This window comes from Microbacterium forte, from assembly GCF_031885415.1.
In the GTDB taxonomy this organism is placed as follows: domain Bacteria; phylum Actinomycetota; class Actinomycetes; order Actinomycetales; family Microbacteriaceae; genus Microbacterium; species Microbacterium forte.
Genome location: NZ_CP116871.1, coordinates 373,671 through 391,055, shown reverse-complemented (window position 1 = coordinate 391,055; position 17,385 = coordinate 373,671). Strand labels below are relative to the sequence as shown.

The following is a 17,385-nucleotide window of genomic DNA, read 5'->3' as shown; positions in this document are numbered from 1 at the left end:
ATGGCGACCAGGAATCCGCCTGACGCGAACGACGCCATGAGCGCCTCCCGGAGTCGGTATTCTTATGCACATGGCAAACCGCACGTCCGCGCCCGAGAAGCGTCCGGGATTCTTCTCCCAGATCAAGTCCCTCTTCAAGTTCACGAGAGAGATCTACCCCTGGCTGCCCTGGGCTCAGATCGCGCTGCTGGTCCTCGGTGTGCTCGTCGGCCTCATCGTCGGTTACCTGATCCCGCCGTTCCAGGTGTGGACCCTCATCCTCTGGGGCATCTCGGGCCTGATGCTCGGTCTGCTCGGCGCGATGTTCCTGATGACGCGCCTGTCCACCTCGGCGATGTATCAGAAGATCGACGGAATGCCCGGTGCCACGGGCCACGTGCTCAGCACCAGCCTCGGTCGCCACTGGCAGGGCTCCGAGACGCCGGTGGGGATCAACCCCAAGACGCAGGACGCCGTCTACCGCACGGTCGGACGCGGCGGGGTCGTCGTCGTCGGAGAGGGCTCACGCGGACGCCTGACCCGCCTCGTGAACGACGAGCGCAGCAAGGCCGCCCGCGTCGCCCACGGCGTGCCTGTCACCGTGCTCTACGTCGGCCACGGCGATGACGACGTCGCCATCGCCGACCTCGCCAAGACGATCAAGAAGCTTCCGAAGGTCATCGACAAGGCCACCATGGGCGCCGTCATCCGACGCATCGAGTCGGTGTCGCAGTCGATCTCCTCGCTGCCGATCCCGAAGGGCATCGACCCCACGAAGGTCCGAGCGCAGCGCCCTCGTTGATCTGACGCCTGCATACGACGAAGCGCGGCCGTCCTCTTTCGAGAGGCGGCCGCGCTTCGTCGTTTCACTCGGAGAGCGGCTGACGCGGGAGGCGGCGGACCTTGGCGCGGCGACGCCGGCGCTCCGGCACCATGGATCGCATCTCGTCGAGCTTGCCGAAGCAGAAGAGTCGATCCTCGGCCTCGAGGACGACGTGCTTTCGCGGGTTCGGGATGACGGAGACGCCGCGGTGCAGCGTGAGCACCGTGATGTCGCGCTCCCAGAGTCCGGCCTCGCCGAGCGTCTTGCCGACGAGATCGACCGCGCCATGCACCATCAGCTCGGCGACGCCGTAGCCGGTCGACACCGTCAGGCGCTGGCGCACATCGATCTCGGGGAACGCCACCTGCCCTGCGATGTAGTCGATGATCGCCCCGGCGACGTCGAGCTTGGTGGCCGTCTCGATGCCCTGGAGCCCCGGCGAGGAGTTGACCTCCATGACCAGCGGGCCCTCGTCGCCTTCGAGCATGTCGACTCCGGCGACGCGCAGGCCCATGATCTGGGCCGAGCGAACAGCCGCGCGTTCGTAGATGGGGTCGAGCTCGACGGCTTCGACGGAGCCCCCGCGATGCACGTTCGAGCGGAACTCGTCTCCGGCTGCGGACCGTCGCATCGCCGCCACCACCCGGTCTCCCACCACGAGCGCGCGGATGTCCCGACCGCGGCTCTCGGAGATGAACTTCTGGATGAGCACGTTCTGCTTGGTCGAGTGCAACGTCTCGATGATCGCCTCAGCGACCTTCACCTGCGGCGCGAGGATGACGCCGATCCCCTGCGTGCCCTCGAGGAGCTTGATGACGACAGGAGCGCCGCCGACGCGCTCGATGGCGGGCCGCACATCGGCGCGGTTGCGCACGAACGCCGTGGGCGGCATCGCGATGTTGTGGCGCGAGAGGATCTGGTTCGCGCGGAGCTTGTCGCGGGCACTCGAGATCCCGTTCGCCGTGTTCGGCGTGTACACGTCCATCTGCTCGAACTGGCGCACCACTGCTGTGCCGAAGTAGGTGATCGAGTTGCCGATTCGGGGCAGGATCGCGTCGTAGTCGCTGAGCTGACGTCCGCGGTAGTGCAGGTCGGGTTCGTCGGCCGTGAGATCGATCGCGAAGCGCAGCGTGTTCAGCACTTTGACGTTGTGACCTCGCTGGAGCGCGGCGGCGCGCAGCCGTTGGGTGGAGTACGCCTGCGGCGCGCGGGAGAGCACTGCGATCTTCACGGGGGATTTCCTGCCAGGATGGTCGGGTGAGTAAGTCATCCCATTCAAACACCCTTATCGGGTGGCGAGAATGGGTGAGCCTGCCCGATCTCGGTGTGGACTGGCTCAAAGCCAAGATCGACACGGGCGCCCGCACCTCTTCGCTGCACGCATTCGAGATCCAGGAGTTCGAGCGCGACGGCGTGTCGTGGGTCCGGTTCCGGGTGAAGCCCTGGCAGGACAGCCAGGAGGACGCGGTGATCGTCGAATCCCCGGTGCACGATCGCCGCGCGGTGCGCAGCTCTTCCGGCCATGCGCAGGAGCGACTCGTCGTCGAGATGCTCATTCGTCTGCATGACCGAGAGGTGCTCGCCGAGGTGACATTGAGCAACCGAGATGAGATGGGTTTCCGCATGCTCATCGGTCGTGAGGCGCTGCGACAGGGCTACGTCGTCGACCCCGCACGCTCGTTCCTCGGAGGTCGCGCACCGCGCGAGGCACGACGCCGCAACCGCGGCAAGGAGTGAGCCGCGTCAGGCGCGGATGAGAACGAGTCCCGTCACCTTGTCGTGAACACCTCGCTGGTCGGCATCCCAGATGACCGCCGGGATCACGATGACGATGAGCAGCGTGCGCACGATCGGCCGCCACACTCCCACCCAGCCACCGCCGAGGCGTACGACGCGCATGCCGAGGATGCGGTGTCCGGGGCTGCCACCCGCCGTCGGGATGAACAGGATCTGCAGCAGGGCGAACACGCCCATCGGCGCGAACATCGTCAGGCCTGCCTCTGCGGGCAGTGCGAACTGGTCGTATCCGAGGAAGCCGGTGGCGATGATCGTCGCGGCGATGTAGTCGATGAGGAGAGCCCCGATCCGCCGCCCAGGGCGGGCGATGCTGCCCGTCCCCGTCTGCGGCATTCCGAGTCGTTCTCCGGGGTACGTGTTCACAGCATCCGTCACGTCATCAGCCTACCGGCGCGTAACATGCTGGAAACAAAGCGGATACCGTGGAGTAACGCCCCGCACGTACTGTGCACAATGGCCGTGAAGCCATCGATCCGCAATCCAGGAGTCGTACATGTTCAAAGATTCGTCCGAGGTGCTGACCTTCATCAAGGAGAACGACGTCAAGTTCCTTGACATCCGATTCACTGATCTCCCGGGTGTGCAGCAGCACTTCAACATCCCAGCGGCCACTGTCGACGAGGACTTCTTCGTGGACGGGCAGCTGTTCGACGGCTCCTCGATCCGCGGCTTCGCCAGCATCCACGAGTCCGACATGCAGCTCATCCCTGATGTCACCACGGCTTACATGGACCCCTTCCGCGAGGCGAGCACCCTCGTGATGATCTTCGACATCTACAACCCCCGCACCGGAGAGATCTACTCGAAGGACCCGCGCCAGGTCGCCAAGAAGGCCGAGAAGTACCTCGCATCGACCGGCATCGCCGACACCGCGTTCTTCGCCCCCGAGGCCGAGTTCTACATCTTCGACGACGTGCGCTACTCGGTCACCGCCGGCGAGAGCTTCTACAAGGTCGACTCCGAAGAGGCCGCGTGGAACACCGGTCGCGAGGAAGAAGGCGGAAATCTCGCCAACAAGACCCCGTACAAGGGCGGCTACTTCCCCGTCAGCCCGGTCGACAAGACCGCTGACCTGCGCGATGACATCACCCTGAAGCTGATCGAGGCCGGATTCATCCTCGAGCGCTCGCACCACGAGGTCGGCACCGCGGGCCAGCAGGAGATCAACTACCGCTTCGACACCATGGTGCACTCGGCGGACGACATCCTGAAGTTCAAGTACATCGTCAAGAACACCGCCGAGGAGTGGGGCAAGGTCGCCACCTTCATGCCGAAGCCGCTCTACGGCGACAACGGCTCGGGCATGCACACGCACCAGTCGCTCTGGAACGACGGCAAGCCGCTGTTCTACGACGAGGCCGGCTACGGCCAGCTCAGCGATGTCGCCCGCTGGTACATCGGCGGACTCCTGGCACACGCCCCGGCCGTGCTCGCGTTCACGAACCCGACCCTGAACAGCTACCACCGTCTGGTCAAGGGCTTCGAGGCGCCGGTCAACCTGGTCTACTCCGCAGGAAACCGCTCGGCTGCCATCCGCATCCCGATCACGGGCTCCAACCCGAAGGCCAAGCGCATCGAGTTCCGCGCTCCCGACGCCTCGGGCAACCCGTACCTGGCGTTCGCTGCACAGCTCATGGCAGGTCTCGACGGCATCAAGAACCGCATCGAGCCGCACGAGCCCGTCGACAAGGACCTCTACGAGCTTCCCCCCGAGGAGGCCAAGAACATCCCCCAGGTCCCGAACTCCCTGCTGGACTCGCTCGACGCCCTGAAGGCGGACCACCAGTTCCTCCTCGAGGGCGGCGTGTTCACCGAGGAGCTCATCGAGACCTGGATCTCGTACAAGCACGAGAACGAGATCCTGCCGATGGCTCAGCGTCCGCACCCGTTCGAGTACGAGCTGTACTTCGGAGTCTGATCCGCAGAATTCTCCGAGAACGCCCCCGAGCTGTGGCTCGGGGGCGTTCTTGTCTTCCTGCCCGCCGCAGACCGCACCGTGTCCGTCTTGCGGGGGATGTGGGTGCTCGCCCGACTACGTATCGTGCTGCGTATGACCGAATCAGACGAGAACTCCGAAGCAACCGAGAACTCGACGAAGAAGCCGGGTGTCGGCATCGCTCTCGGGATGGCGATCGGGCTTCCGATCGGTGCGGGGGCAGGGATGCTGCTGTTCGACAACGTGGGCGTCGGGGTTGCGTTCGGCCTGGCGTTGGGAGTCGCGTTCGGCGCAGCGTTCGAGTCGTCGCCGAAGAGCGAGAAGGGCGACAAGCCCGAGACGGCCGAGTAGCGCGCGCTCAGCCGACGAGATCCAGCACCCATTCGTTCATCGTCAGCTCTGCACCGCGGAACGTGTCGGTGAAGGTGCCCACCATCTCGAACCCGCTGCGACGGCAGACGCCGTTCGACCCCGCGTTCTCCACCGAGGGGAATGCCGTCAGGAACCTGCGGTCACCACGGTGCGCTGTCGCGTCATCGATCAGCAGACCGAGAGCCCGGGAAGCCACGCCTCTCCCCTGCGCGTCAGGGATCACGAACCACCCCGTCTCGAACGCCGGCTCGTCACGCCACTCGGAGTTCCAGAACCCTATCGACCCCAGCGAACGACGATCCTCGTCCTCGATGACGAACATCCTGGCCTCTCCCGCCTCCCACAGGCGGAGGTAGCGGGCGTTGCGGTCGACCAGCTGCTGCTCGCTCTCGACGCCGTTCAGATGGGCCGTCATCTCCGGAGTGTTCGCCACACGCAGCAGCTCGAGATCACCCGCGGACCAGGGTCTGAGTGTCAGGGCATCCATGCGTGAACGATCGCACAGGCATCCGACATCCACCACGTCATACACCACAAAGAGCGTGGCCGTGTCGCGCTTGCTTTCCCCCGCATCGACTGGTCAACTGAGGGGTCCGAACGAACAATAGCGAGGGGCCATCATGCGCCGCAAGAACGACAGGCTGCAGTCGAACAGGGTCCACACGACCGAGACTCCCCCGGCTCAGCCCAAGACCGCGGCGGCGGCGCTCGCTCGCATCAACCCGTTCACATACGGACTTCTGGGTGCGCTGGGCGTCCTGGTCGCCCTCCTGATCGGAGGCATCGTCGATCAGCTCGCGACGGTGCTCGTCTACATCGGGGTCGCCGTCTTCCTCGCCCTCGGCCTGGACCCCGTCGTCTCGTTCATCGAGCGCAAGCTCCCTCGCCCAGCGGCGGTCGCGATCGTCGTCTCCGTCGTGGTCCTGGCTTTCGTAGGGATCATCCTCGCCATCGTGCCGCTCCTCGTCGAGCAGGTGACAAACCTGATCCAAGACGGCCCGAAGATGGTCGAGGACTTCATGGCCAGCGCCTGGTTCAAGGACGTCAGCGAGCAGTTCGGCTCCACCTTCGACGACGCGGCCCAGGGCGTGCTGAGTTTCGTGCAGGACCCGGGCAACATCCTGAACATCAGCGGCGGCGTGTTCGCGGTCGGCGCCGGCATCGCCGGAGGGTTCACCGGAGTCACCATCGTGCTGATTCTGACGCTGTATTTCATGGCGTCCCTCCGCAGCATGAAGCGCGTCGCCGTGCGCTTCGTCCCGTCGTACCAGCGGGACACCTTCGGCGGGCTCCTGGAAGACGTCTCGGGTGCCGTCGGACGATATGTGATGGGACAGGCCAGCCTCGCGCTGATCAACGGCATCCTGAGCCTCATCGTTCTGAGCATCATCGGCGCGCCCGTGCCTGCCCTGCTCGCCCTGATCGCCTTCATCGGCTCGATGATCCCACTCGTCGGCACCCTGACTGCGTCGATCATCAATGCGCTGATCTGCCTGATCGTGAGCCCGGTCACCGCGCTCATCGCCTTCGGCTACTACCTCGTCTACATGCAGATCGAGGCATACGTCCTATCGCCTCGCATCATGAACAAGGCCGTCGCTGTACCCGGTGCGCTCGTCGTCATCGCTGCCGTCGCCGGAGGCGCGCTCGGCGGGATCCTGGGCGCGCTCGTCGCGATCCCGGTCGCCGCCAGCATCATCATCGTCGTCCAGAAGGTCGTGTTCCCGCTGCAGGACAGCAAGCTCGTCCCGCCGGGAACCCTCAGCGAACCGTGAGCGCTGCGGGCTGGACCCGCACAGTGAAGTCGGAGACCGCTCCGACCTCTTCGCCGTCGATCTCGAACGTCTGCGGTGATGCGAGCTCGACCCGGATGCGTTCGGCGGAGATGTGGGTCGTCGAGTCGGTGCTCACCGCGGTATCGACATTGCCCATCATGCGGCGGATCCCGTTCTCCCAGACGAAGGCGCGGACGGTGTCGAGCCACTGGAGCGGCCCGTCGGCGCTCACGAGCAGCATGTCGAGCAGCCCGTCATCGAGCACTGCGTCCGGCAGGAGACGGATGCCGCCCTGCACCATGCCGCAGTTGCCGATCAGCATCGTGTGACCGCGGAGGGACTGCGGCTCCTGATCGTCGAGCGTGAGGGTGATGTCGGTCATCTCGGTGCCGGCCAGGGCACGCCCCATCGCCTCCACGTATGCGATCCATCCGGCACGGTTCTTCAGGTCCTCGTCGGTCTCCACCAGCATCTGAGCGTCGATGCCGAAGCCGACCATCACCACGAACGCGTGCTCGGTGCCGTCGTGGTCGACCCAGCCCATGTCGATCCGCTGCGGCTCGCCGTCGCGGACCCGCTCCAGTGCGGCGGGGATGTCGTTCAACGGGATCTCGAGGTTGCGAGCGAGCAGGTTGCCGGTGCCCTGCGGCACGATGCCGAGCGCGGAGTCCGTGCCCGCCAACGATTCCGCGACAGCCCGGACCGTCCCGTCTCCACCGACGGCGATCACCACGTCGCAGCCTGCGGCCACCGCGTCGGCGGCCATACCGCGCCCCGGGTCCTCGATGCTGGTCTCCCACCACTCGACGGGCGTTTCGACTCCGTCGGAGACGAACGTCGCGGCGACGGATTCGCGCAGCGAATCCCCGTCAACTTTGGAGGGGTTCCAGATCACACCGAGCTTCGAGATCGTCATGCGCTCAGCCTGTGCGACCGGCGCAGAAAAGGCAAATGGCGCGCCAGCCCTTGACGCGACGCGAGACCGCCTACCCGTAGAAGAGCTGCTCGAACGCCCGGCGCGCACGCCGGGTCACCCCCAGGTAGTCATCGTCGAGCACGCTCGCTGAACGATCGGGATAACCGAGCAGTCGACCGATCGCATCGAGGTCGCGCGGATCCGTCGGCAGCACGTCGCTCGTCTTGCCGGTGTACAGGGTGATCGCCGAGCGCAGGCGACTGGACAGCAACCACGCGGCGCGGAGCAGATCGGCGGCATCGGCCGGGACGAATCCCGCGTCGACGGCAGCCCCGAGGGCGGTGAGGGTCGACGTGGTCCGCAGTGCAGGCACATCGTGGGCGTGCTGCAACTGCAGAAGCTGCACCAGCCACTCGACATCGCTGAGCGTGCCTGGGCCGAGTTTCAGATGACGACGCGGATCCACTCCCTGCGGCAGCCGCTCGCCCTCGACCCGAGCCTTGATCCGCTTGATCTCGCGGGTGCCCTGCAGATCGACCTCCGCGGGGTACCGGATGCTGTCGGCGAGGGCCGTGAACTTCGCGATGAGAGTGGCGCTGCCTGCGACCCCTCGTGCTCGGAGCAGAGCCTGGGCCTCCCACGACAGCGACCAGCGTCGGTAGTACTCGGCATACGCCTCGATCGACCGCACCACCGGGCCGTTGCGTCCCTCCGGCCGGAGGTCCGCATCCAGATCGAGCGGCACCCGATGATCGGTCAGGTGCTCCCGGAGTCCTGCGACGATCCGCGTTCCGAGCGACTGCGCCCGCTGAGGGTCGACGCCGTTCGCGTCGTATACATAGAGGATGTCGGCATCGGAGCCGAACCCCAGCTCCGCTCCCCCGAATCGGCCCATGCCGATGACCGCGAAATCGAACGCCTCGTCATCGGCGGTGACGATCTCACGCCGGACCGCGCGCAGCGCCGCCTGGATCGTGGCGTCGGTAATCTCGGTGAGCGAGGTCGCGATCTGCTCGATCGAGAGCACATCGAGGACGCCGCCCATCGCCGTGCGCAGCAGTTCGCGACGTCGCAGCGCTCGAACGGCCTGCAGTGCGTCACCCACGTTCCTGTGACGCGTCTGGATGGCCCTGGCCTCCTCGTCGAGCGCCGCGCCGCTGCGCGGACGCAGGAGCTCGCTGCTGTCGAGCCAGGCCACAGACTCGGGGATCCATTCCATGAGCTCGCCGACGTACCGTGACGACGACAGCAGCCTCGTCAGGCTCTCAGCGGCGCCGGACGAATCCCGCAGCATCCGGAGGAACCAGGGGGTGTCGCCGAGACGCTCGCTGATGCGGCGGAACGCGATCAGCGCATAGTCCGGGTCACTCCCGTCGGCGAACCAGCGGACCATCACCGGCATGAGATGCCGCTGGATGGTCGCCTTGCGACTCAACCCCGTCGTGAGCGCGCCGATATGTCGCAGAGCGCCCGCCGGGTCGCGGAAGCCGATGGCCATGAGGCGATCGTGCGCCTGGGCGGTCGAGAGGGTGCGCTCCTCTTCGGGCAGGGAGGCCACGGCGCTCAGCAGAGGACGGTAGAACAGCCGGGTGTGGATGTCGCGCACCTCACGCCGGACGCTCTCCCATCGAGCCCAGATCGCCTCGCCGGACTCTCCGAGCCCCGTGCTGCGAGCCAGAACGCGCAGGCCGGCCGGCGTGCGAGGCATCAGGTGGGTGCGGCTGAGCTCTTTGAGCTGCAGCCTGTGTTCCATCAGCCGCAGCACGCAGTAGTCGTCCGCGAACGACGCAGCCTCCGCCCGACCGATGTAGCCGCCTTCGACCAGCGCGTCGAGGCTCTCCAACGTGCCGCGGGTGCGCAGGCTCGGGTCGGTGAGGCCATGCACGAGCTGCAGGAGCTGCACGGTGAACTCGATGTCCCTCAGTCCACCGGAGCCCAGTTTGAGCTGGTACGGCGCATCCTCGGGGTCGATGTGCTCCATGACCCGCTCGCGCATGCGCTGGACGCTGTCGACGAAGTTCTCCCGCGCGGCGCTGGAGAACACCTTGGGCTGCACCGCGGCGATGTACTCGGCGCCGAGCTCGGGATCGCCTGCGAGAGGCCGCGCCTTCAGCAGCGCCTGGAACTCCCAGCTCTTGGCCCAACGGTCGTAATAGGCCAGGTGCGAGCCGAGTGATCGCACCAGCGCCCCCTGCTTGCCTTCTGGACGGAGCGCCGCGTCGACCTCCCAGAGCGGCGGTTCGACCTCGATGCCGCTCAGGCCGCGCATCGTCTCCCTCGCAAGGCGCGTCGCGATGTCGATCGCCCGCGATTCCGAGACGACATCCTCGTCTGCGGTTCCCCCGACGAAGATCACGTCGACGTCGCTGACGTAGTTCAGCTCGCGTGCGCCCGCCTTGCCCATGCCGATGATGGCGAGCTGCGTGGCAGCGACCTGGTCGCGACTCATCGTGTCGACGAGCCGTCGACGGGCGATGGCCAGCGACGCCTCCAACGCAGCGCCGGCGATATCGGCCAGCGCCGCTGCGACATCGGCCACGATCCGCACCGGGTTGTACGCCGTCAGATCGATCGCGGCGATCAGTGCGAGGTTGCGCCGGTAGGCCACGCGCAGCGTGACCACTGCACTGTCGTCGCCCGAATCGGCGAAGCCGTCGCGCGCGCCGACCGCGTCGAGCATGCGCTCGCGCAGCTCGTCTGCCGACGGCAGCCCCGTCGATCGGTCGGCCAGCACCGACACTTCTGTCGGATGCCTGAGGAAGAAGTCGGCGAAGCCCTGTGACGACCCGAACACCCGCCATGCGCGTCTGCGCGCCCGCTGGTCTGCGAACACAGCTGCGATCGGTGCCGCATCGCGCCGCGCCACGCGCAGCATCCCCTCGACTGCCGCGTCGGGATCAGCAGCATCCGCCTCAGCGAGCAGAAGCGACCGGTCGACACCGATCAGCGTCGCGAGCTCGGTGAGGTTCGCCGCCGCCTCGCTGAGCTCGGCGAACCCCAGCCTGGCCAGCGCGGAGAGCGAGACAGAGTCGTCCGAACGGGCCATGGACGACGCTCAGAGCAGCTCGAGGTTGTTCTTCAGCTCGAGCGGTGTGACCTGGCCGCGGTAGGCCTCCCACTCCTTGCGCTTGTTCAGAAGCACGTAGTTGAAGACCGACTCGCCGAGGGTCTCGGCGACCAGCTCGGAGCTCTCCATGTACTCGAGCGCGTGGTCGAGGCTCGCGGGCAACGCGGAGTAGCCGAGCGCACGACGCTCGGCGTCGCTGAGCGACCACACGTTGTCCTCGGCCTCCGGCGGCAGCTCGTACTCCTCCTCGATGCCCTTGAGCCCCGCCGCGAGCATGAGCGCATAGGCGAGATAGGGGTTCGCTGCGGAGTCGAGCGCACGGTATTCGACGCGCGACGATCCGCCCTTGTTGGGCTTGTACATCGGTACCCGGACGAGCGCGGAGCGATTGTTGTGACCCCACGTGACGAAGCTCGGAGCCTCGTCGCCGCCCCAGAGCCGCTTGTACGAATTGACGAACTGGTTGGTCACCGCGGCCATCTCGTTCGCGTGCCGCAGGAGCCCGGCGATGAAGTGGCGTCCGGTCTTGGACAGCTGGTACTTGGCGCCCTCTTCGTAGAACGCGTTGCGCTCCCCTTCGAACAGCGACATGTGCGTGTGCATGCCGCTTCCCGGGTGACCGCTGAGAGGCTTCGGCATGAACGTCGCGTAGACGCCCTGTTCGATCGCGACCTCCTTGATGACCGTGCGGAACGTCATCACGTTGTCGGCCATGGTGAGCGCATCCGCATAGCGGAGGTCGATCTCGTTCTGTCCGGGCCCGCCCTCGTGATGGCTGAACTCCACCGAGATGCCGAGGTCTTCGAGCATCCGCACCGAACGGCGCCGGAAGTCGTGCGCGGTGCCGCCGGGCACGTTGTCGAAGTAGCCGGCCGAGTCCACCGGCACCGGACCCTCAGGACCGAACGACGACGACTTGAGCAGGTAGAACTCGATCTCGGGATGCGTGTAGAAGGTGAACCCGGCATCGGCGGCCTTCGCGAGCGTGCGCTTGAGCACGTGGCGCGGGTCGGACACAGCCGGACGCCCGTCGGGCGTCGTGATGTCGCAGAACATGCGCGCAGTCGGATCGATCTCGCCACGCCACGGCAGGGTCTGGAACGTGGTGGGGTCGGGCTGCGCGAGCAGGTCGGACTCGTAGCTGCGGGTCAGACCCTCGATGGCAGAGCCGTCGAACCCGATCCCCTCGGCGAACGCGCCCTCCACCTCGGCCGGCGCGATCGCCACGGACTTGAGAGTGCCGATGACATCGGTGAACCACAGGCGGACGAACTTGACGCCGCGCTCTTCGATCGTCCGGAGGACGAAATCTCTCTGCTTGTCCACGGTCACTCAGCGCCCTTGCCGGTGCCGGCGTCCCAGCCGCTCTCGGCCGCTTCCTCCTCGGCCCAGGCGCGCGAGCGCTCTTTGAGCTTCTCGGGAGCCCGAGACGCCTCGGCCTCGGTGTCGAAGGGCCCGACGCGATCGGCCGACGCGGAGATCATCCCGAACTCCACCTGACCGGTCTCCAGGTTGTACCAGTACTTCTCATCGCCGTTCGACATGGCCGATCCCCTTCTTCACGTGGTGTCATCGATCCTATCGGCGCTGACGTCGGTCGCTAAGCTATCGACCATGGCAAAAGCGATCGGCGTCGACATCGGCGGCACGGGTATCAAGGCAGGTCTCGTCGACCTGGAGCACGGCATCATGGCCTCGGACAGGGTGCGCGTGCCCACTCCCAAGGGCGCATCTCCGCAGGATGTCCTCGAGGCGGTGCAGACGGTGCTGAAGACCCTCGACGTGAAGGACTCGACCCTCCCCCTCGGCGTGGCCTTCCCCGCCATCGTCAAGCGCGGCAAGACGCTTTCCGCCGCCAACGTCTCGAAGGAGTGGGTCGACTTCGACGCCGAGCGCTTCTTCCGTGACGGCCTCGGACGCAACATCGTCTTCGTGAACGACGCGGATGCTGCCGGTGTCGCAGAGGCGCGCCACGGTGCGGCCCGCGACGTGCGCGGCTTCACGCTGCTCACCACCCTCGGCACGGGAATCGGGTCGGCGTTCCTCTACGACGGCGTGCTGCTGCCGAACACCGAGCTCGGACACCTGAACTTCGGCGAGTACGAGTCGGTCGAGACCTATGCGGCGACGTCCGCGCGCGAGCGCGAGGGCTTGAGCTGGTCGGAGTGGGCCGAGCGTCTGCAGAGGTTCTACTCGCACATCGAGTTCCTCTTCAGCCCCGACCTGTTCGTGGTCGGCGGCGGCGTGTCGAAGAACGCCGGAGACTTCCTGCCGCTGCTCGACCTCAAGACCCCGATCGTGCCGGCGATCCACCGCAACAACTCGGGCATCATCGGCGCTGCATCCCTCGCCGGCGACTGACACGCATACACACACACGTACCGAGAGCAGAAGGCCTCGCCGATCCGGCGGGGCCTTTCTGCATGTCCAGCCGAACGCCGGATGCACGCCGCAGAAAATACTGCGCGGGGTCGCAGAGCCGTGACAACATAGCCTCTCCGTGTGCTTCTCGGTCGGCGAGACGACCCGGATGGCCGGCCTGGCTGTGAGGGCCGCGCCGTGACGAAAGGCAGCTTCGAGATGAACGAACCCTCAGAATCGTCCTGGAGGAAGCCGGTTTCGCCGGCGACGTCAGCCGGTCTCGTACCGGTCGAGAGACCTCAGGCGAAGAAGCTGCGGTCGCGCCATGTCACCATGATCACCCTGGGCGGAATCATCGGGGCGAGTCTGTTCGTGGGATCGGGCAACGTCATCCGCGCCGTCGGGCCGGCCGCGGTGCTGTCGTACCTCATTGGCGGGCTGCTCGTGTTCCTCGCCATGCGCATGCTCGGCGAGATGGCGGCGTCCCGCCCGGCCATCGGCTCGTTCATGGAGTACGCACGAGTGGGCCTCGGCAACTGGGCCGCGTATCTCGTCGGATGGCTGTACTGGTACTTCTGGGTCGGCGTGCTCGCCTACGAGGCGGTGCTGGGCGGCGAGACCATGGCGAGCTGGTTCCCCGCGGTCCCGTCGTGGGCCTGGTCGCTGATCCTGATCGGCATCTTCGTCGGCACGAACATCATCTCCGTCCGCGCCTTCGGGGAGGTCGAGTTCTGGCTCGCCAGCGTCAAGGTGCTCGCGATCGTCGTCTTCCTCGGCGCCGGTCTGCTGTTCGCCTTCGGACTGTGGCCGAACTCCGAGGTCTCGATCTCGAACCTGTGGGAGCACGGCGGCTTCGCGCCGAACGGCTTCGGCGTCGCCTTCACAGGGGTGGCGCTGGTGATCTTCTCGTACTTCGGCACGGAGATCGCCGTGATGGCCTCCGCCGAGTCGGAGGACCCTGCCAAGGGCATCCGTCAGGCGACGAGCACGATCATCTGGCGCATCCTGCTGTTCTTCGTCGGCTCCGTGCTCATCATCGTCACCGTCGTTCCCTGGAACGAGCTGCCGGTTCCGACCGATGTGGCCAATGCGCCGTTCACCTACGCTCTCGAGCAGTTCGGCATTCCCGGCGCGAGCATCATCATGCAGCTCGTGATCTTCACCGCGGTCATCTCGGTGCTGAACTCGGGTCTCTACTCGGCATCGCGCATGTTCGCGGCCCTCGCCGAGCAGGGCTTCGCGCCGAAGATCGTGGCGAAGAAGTCGAAGAGCAACGTGCCGGTGATGGCGTTGCTGGCCTCGACCAGCGGAGGACTCATCGCCACCCTGGTGAACTTCCTGACGCCGGGATCGGGGATCTTCGACTTCATCATGAACTCAGCCGGACTCGTCGCCCTGTTCGTCTACGTCTTCATCGCCCTCACGCAGTGGCGGCTCCGTCAGAAGATGACGCCCGAGGAGGTCGCGAACCTCAAGCTCAAGATGTGGCTGCACCCCTGGCTCAACATCCTGCTGATCGCATGCATCGCGGCGGTGATCGCCGTGATGATGTTCAGCGAGGGTGGACGAACCCAGGTCTGGACGAGCCTCATCGCCACCGGGGTGCTCATTCTGTTCTGGCCGCTCGTGCGACGCAACCTCAAGCGACGGAAGGCGTCGGATGCGGGGAGCAGCGCCCCGGATACTGTCAGCGGCGCTGAGGCTCCCAGATGAACGTTTCCGTCGCGAGCGGCTCCATGGCTCCCGGTCCCAGCGTCAGCACATCGCCCGGGTACAGCATCGACCCCAGACGGCTATAGGTCATCGCCGCGTAAACGTCGCTGCACAGCCGCTCCCTGATCGCGGACGGCGCATCGCCAGCGGCGACCGTGTACGTCGCGATGGTGCCGTCCGCTGTCTTCGTGACCGTGCCGCGCGCGAAATCGGTCATTCCGTTGTCCACCGGCAGTACGCCGTTCCACGTCGCGTAGTAGGTCGGCTCTTCATCGCCCTCGCTGTAGCCGGTCAACGAGATCTTGGACAGCACGTCGCAGCGGCTCACCTCAGCCGTCGCGGTCGGTGTCGGCACGGGCGTACCGCTCGGCGTCGGCTTCACCACGGGTTGAACTGCCGCGGAAGTCTCGGTGCCCTCCGGAGCCGGCGCGGTGCAGCCGGTGAGCGCTGCGGCAACCAAGGCGGCGAGGAACGCCACGGTGGCGGCGGCTGTGCGGTTCGACATGAACGAACGCTACCGTGGCATCCTGCCCCGAAGCCAACGGTGATGATGCGAATGGGCCGACCTGTACGCCGGGTTCTGTTCCGGGGTTCTTCGCCCCTTCGACGGCCATCTCTCTCGGCGACACGTTGCCGTGGCACTCTAGCGGTCTACCCGAGGACTCGGCGAGCCGCGTCAACATCCTCTGTCTGACCTTGCTCCGGACGAGGTTTACCTGGCGGGCCATGTCACCATGGCCCCCGGTGGTCTCTTACACCACCCTTTCACCCTTACCCCTTGCGGGGCGGTCTGCTCTCTGTGGCACTTTCTCGCGGATTGCTCCGGGTGGGTGTTACCCACCGTCCTGCCCTGAGGAGCCCGGACGTTCCTCGGTGCGGTTGCCCGCCACGCGACCGTCCAGTCGACCCATTCGCACGTCCAGTCTACGACCAGAGCGTCCTACTTCTCAGCCGACTCCGCGATCCGCAGATCGAGCGGGACCTCGATCGGGAAACCCCCGAAGAGTCGGCGCGTGGCCACCGCCGCCGCTTCGCGTACGGCATCCGCGGCGGCATCCGCCTGCTCCTGAGGAACATGCAGGATCACCTCATCGTGCAGGAAGAAGGCGAGGTGGGCACGCGAGCCGAAGATCCCGGATGCCGGAGCCTCTCGCTCTGCCTCGGGAAACTGCTGCAGGCGGTGCCTGATCTCAGCGAGCCAGATCAACGACCACTCTGCCGCGGTGCCCTGCACCACGAAGTTGCGGGTGAAGCGTCCCCAGTCGCGCGCGCGCCGGCGGGCGAGTGCCACCTCGGTGGGGTCGGCGTCGGCATCGGTGGCGGCGGCCTGCATCGTCTCCCACTCGATCGACGGACGCGGAGACGACCGACCCAGCCACGTCGACACGACTCCCCCGTCCTCGCCGAACCGTGCAGCCTTGTCGACGAGCGCCATAGCGCGCGGATACACCTTGCGCAGGCGGGGAACCAGACGACCGCTGTCACCGGTCGTCGCTCCGTACATCGCCCCGAGGACGGCGTACTTCGCCTCTTCGCGCGTCGCCACGGCACCCGATTCCACCACCCCGGCGTAGAGGTCCTTTCCTTGCGCGGCCCGGGCCATCGCACGGTCGCCCGCCATGCCTGCGAGCATCCGCGGCTCCAGCTGAGCGACGTCGGCGACGACCAGCGTCCACCCTTCATCCGCGCGCACCGCGGCGCGCAGGTTGCGTGGCAGCTGCAGGGCGCCGCCTCCCGCCGACGCCCACCGCCCCGTCACGACCCCGCCCGTGATGTAGATCGGCCGGAAACGCCCGTCATGCACCCACTCGGCGAGCCACGCCCATCCGTTGGCGCTCAGCAGACGCGACAGCTTCTTGTACGCCAGCAGCGGCTCGACCACGGCATGGCTGTGCTGGGCGAGCTCCCACCGGCCCGTCGACTCGACCTGCACGCCGACACGGTGCAGAGCGCGGAGCAGCTTCGGCTGGCTCTCGAGGTTCAGATGGGGGTCTCCGAGGATCGAACGCACCCGCTCGGCCTGCGCCACCATGCGACTGGGCAGGCCTCCCGCGATCGGTCGGGTGCCGAGGATCTCGGTGAGGATGCCATCGTGCACCGACTCGTTCCAGGGCAGGCCGGCCGCGCGCATCTCCTCGGCGATCAGTCCTCCGGCCGATTCGGCCGAGGTGAGCAGCGTCAGGCGACCGTCCTTGCTGTCCCTGAGAACGCGACGTTGCTCGCGGTACTGGTCGAGGGCGTCGCCGACAGGGTCATCCGGCGCGTCATGCGCGACGACGTCGAACAGCGCCGGGGCTTCGTCGACGGGCTCACGTCGCACCCAGGACGACGACGGAGCGAGCGGGCGCGGGACCTTGTCCGTGTCGCGAAGAATCGCGTGGCAGAGCAGCAGATCGTGAGAGCGGGCGAGCATGACCCCCGCGTCGAGCAGGACGGGGTAGATCTCGCGGGCGCTGCGGATCACCCAGCGCGGCGAATTCTCGCGCTCCTGAGCCGCGACCCACGCAGGCATCTCAGACGCGGAGAGGTCGAACCGATGTGCCTCGGCATCATCCGCATCGAGTTCCACCGCCGTGTAGCCGCCCGAGCGAGCCGCCACCAGGACGACGCGACGTTCGGTCTGCTGCCGCGAGTTCACCGCTGGCG

Annotated in this window: 16 protein-coding genes and 1 other RNA gene; 7 read left to right on the top strand and 10 right to left on the bottom strand. The window is 66.7% G+C overall.

What is annotated here, in order from left to right; all coding sequences use genetic code 11:
* The first annotated feature begins 70 nt into the window (after nucleotides 1–70).
* On the top strand, nucleotides 71–781 hold the full coding sequence (locus OB895_RS02035) for a DUF4191 family protein (RefSeq protein ID WP_042541187.1): 711 nt from the start codon (nucleotides 71–73) through the stop codon (nucleotides 779–781).
* Nucleotides 782–845: 64 nt separating this feature from the next.
* Here OB895_RS02035 and OB895_RS02030 read toward each other — a convergent pair whose 3' ends face one another.
* Complete coding sequence (locus OB895_RS02030; RefSeq protein WP_042541171.1) at nucleotides 846–2,033, bottom strand: RimK family alpha-L-glutamate ligase; 1,188 nt, start codon at nucleotides 2,031–2,033, stop codon at nucleotides 846–848.
* Nucleotides 2,034–2,059: 26 nt separating this feature from the next.
* Here OB895_RS02030 and OB895_RS02025 point away from each other — a divergent pair, with 26 nt between their 5' ends.
* Nucleotides 2,060–2,539: an ATP-dependent zinc protease family protein gene (locus OB895_RS02025; RefSeq protein ID WP_042541169.1), complete on the top strand. Its 480-nt coding sequence runs from the start codon at nucleotides 2,060–2,062 to the stop codon at nucleotides 2,537–2,539.
* Between the two features lie 6 nt (nucleotides 2,540–2,545).
* On the opposite strand, the gene OB895_RS02020 is transcribed toward OB895_RS02025, so the two are convergent.
* Nucleotides 2,546–2,932: an RDD family protein gene (locus OB895_RS02020; protein ID WP_153302300.1), complete on the bottom strand. Its 387-nt coding sequence runs from the start codon at nucleotides 2,930–2,932 to the stop codon at nucleotides 2,546–2,548.
* Nucleotides 2,933–3,092: 160 nt separating this feature from the next.
* Here OB895_RS02020 and glnA (OB895_RS02015) point away from each other — a divergent pair, with 160 nt between their 5' ends.
* Both glnA (OB895_RS02015) and OB895_RS02010 read left to right on the top strand, forming a co-directional pair.
* Entirely contained in the window at nucleotides 3,093–4,517 is a 1,425-nt protein-coding gene (gene glnA, locus OB895_RS02015; protein WP_079112884.1) for a type I glutamate--ammonia ligase, read from the top strand.
* Nucleotides 4,518–4,649: 132 nt separating this feature from the next.
* Nucleotides 4,650–4,886 (top strand): glycine zipper domain-containing protein, encoded by a 237-nt coding sequence (locus OB895_RS02010; protein WP_042541163.1) that lies wholly within the window; start codon nucleotides 4,650–4,652, stop codon nucleotides 4,884–4,886.
* Between the two features lie 7 nt (nucleotides 4,887–4,893).
* On the opposite strand, the gene OB895_RS02005 is transcribed toward OB895_RS02010, so the two are convergent.
* Nucleotides 4,894–5,394 (bottom strand): GNAT family N-acetyltransferase, encoded by a 501-nt coding sequence (locus OB895_RS02005; protein ID WP_042541161.1) that lies wholly within the window; start codon nucleotides 5,392–5,394, stop codon nucleotides 4,894–4,896.
* A gap of 133 nt (nucleotides 5,395–5,527) precedes the next feature.
* On the opposite strand from OB895_RS02005, the gene OB895_RS02000 reads away from it, so the two are divergent.
* Complete coding sequence (locus OB895_RS02000) at nucleotides 5,528–6,682, top strand: AI-2E family transporter (RefSeq protein WP_079112885.1); 1,155 nt, start codon at nucleotides 5,528–5,530, stop codon at nucleotides 6,680–6,682.
* Here the strand turns inward: OB895_RS02000 and OB895_RS01995 are convergent.
* The 4 genes from OB895_RS01995 to OB895_RS01980 all read right to left on the bottom strand — a co-directional run bounded on the left by OB895_RS01995 (nucleotide 6,669) and on the right by OB895_RS01980 (nucleotide 12,209).
* Entirely contained in the window at nucleotides 6,669–7,598 is a 930-nt protein-coding gene (locus OB895_RS01995; protein ID WP_079112886.1) for a diacylglycerol/lipid kinase family protein, read from the bottom strand. The genes OB895_RS02000 and OB895_RS01995 overlap by 14 nt on opposite strands.
* Nucleotides 7,599–7,668: 70 nt before the next feature.
* Entirely contained in the window at nucleotides 7,669–10,644 is a 2,976-nt protein-coding gene (locus tag OB895_RS01990; RefSeq protein WP_079112887.1) for a bifunctional [glutamine synthetase] adenylyltransferase/[glutamine synthetase]-adenylyl-L-tyrosine phosphorylase, read from the bottom strand.
* A gap of 9 nt (nucleotides 10,645–10,653) precedes the next feature.
* A complete protein-coding gene (gene glnA / locus OB895_RS01985; RefSeq protein ID WP_042541155.1) occupies nucleotides 10,654–11,991 on the bottom strand; it encodes a type I glutamate--ammonia ligase in 1,338 nt (445 codons plus the stop codon).
* A 2-nt stretch (nucleotides 11,992–11,993) separates the two neighbouring features.
* Nucleotides 11,994–12,209, bottom strand: coding sequence for a hypothetical protein (locus tag OB895_RS01980; protein ID WP_042541153.1), 216 nt, complete (start codon nucleotides 12,207–12,209; stop codon nucleotides 11,994–11,996).
* A 70-nt stretch (nucleotides 12,210–12,279) separates the two neighbouring features.
* Here OB895_RS01980 and ppgK point away from each other — a divergent pair, with 70 nt between their 5' ends.
* Nucleotides 12,280–13,026 (top strand): polyphosphate--glucose phosphotransferase, encoded by a 747-nt coding sequence (gene ppgK, locus OB895_RS01975; protein WP_042541151.1) that lies wholly within the window; start codon nucleotides 12,280–12,282, stop codon nucleotides 13,024–13,026.
* 219 nt (nucleotides 13,027–13,245) lie between these two features.
* Nucleotides 13,246–14,739, top strand: a complete 1,494-nt coding sequence (locus OB895_RS01970; protein WP_079113985.1) for an amino acid permease — start codon at nucleotides 13,246–13,248, stop codon at nucleotides 14,737–14,739.
* On the opposite strand, the gene OB895_RS01965 is transcribed toward OB895_RS01970, so the two are convergent.
* The 3 genes from OB895_RS01965 to OB895_RS01955 form a co-directional block, all read right to left on the bottom strand.
* A complete protein-coding gene (locus OB895_RS01965; RefSeq protein WP_042541149.1) occupies nucleotides 14,714–15,244 on the bottom strand; it encodes a hypothetical protein in 531 nt (176 codons plus the stop codon). The two genes, OB895_RS01970 and OB895_RS01965, sit on opposite strands and share 26 nt — an antisense overlap.
* A gap of 48 nt (nucleotides 15,245–15,292) precedes the next feature.
* Nucleotides 15,293–15,649, bottom strand: an RNA gene (gene rnpB / locus OB895_RS01960) — RNase P RNA component class A.
* 30 nt (nucleotides 15,650–15,679) lie between these two features.
* A complete protein-coding gene (locus OB895_RS01955; RefSeq protein WP_311878781.1) occupies nucleotides 15,680–17,377 on the bottom strand; it encodes a bifunctional 3'-5' exonuclease/DNA polymerase in 1,698 nt (565 codons plus the stop codon).
* Between the last annotated feature and the right edge of the window lie 8 nt (nucleotides 17,378–17,385).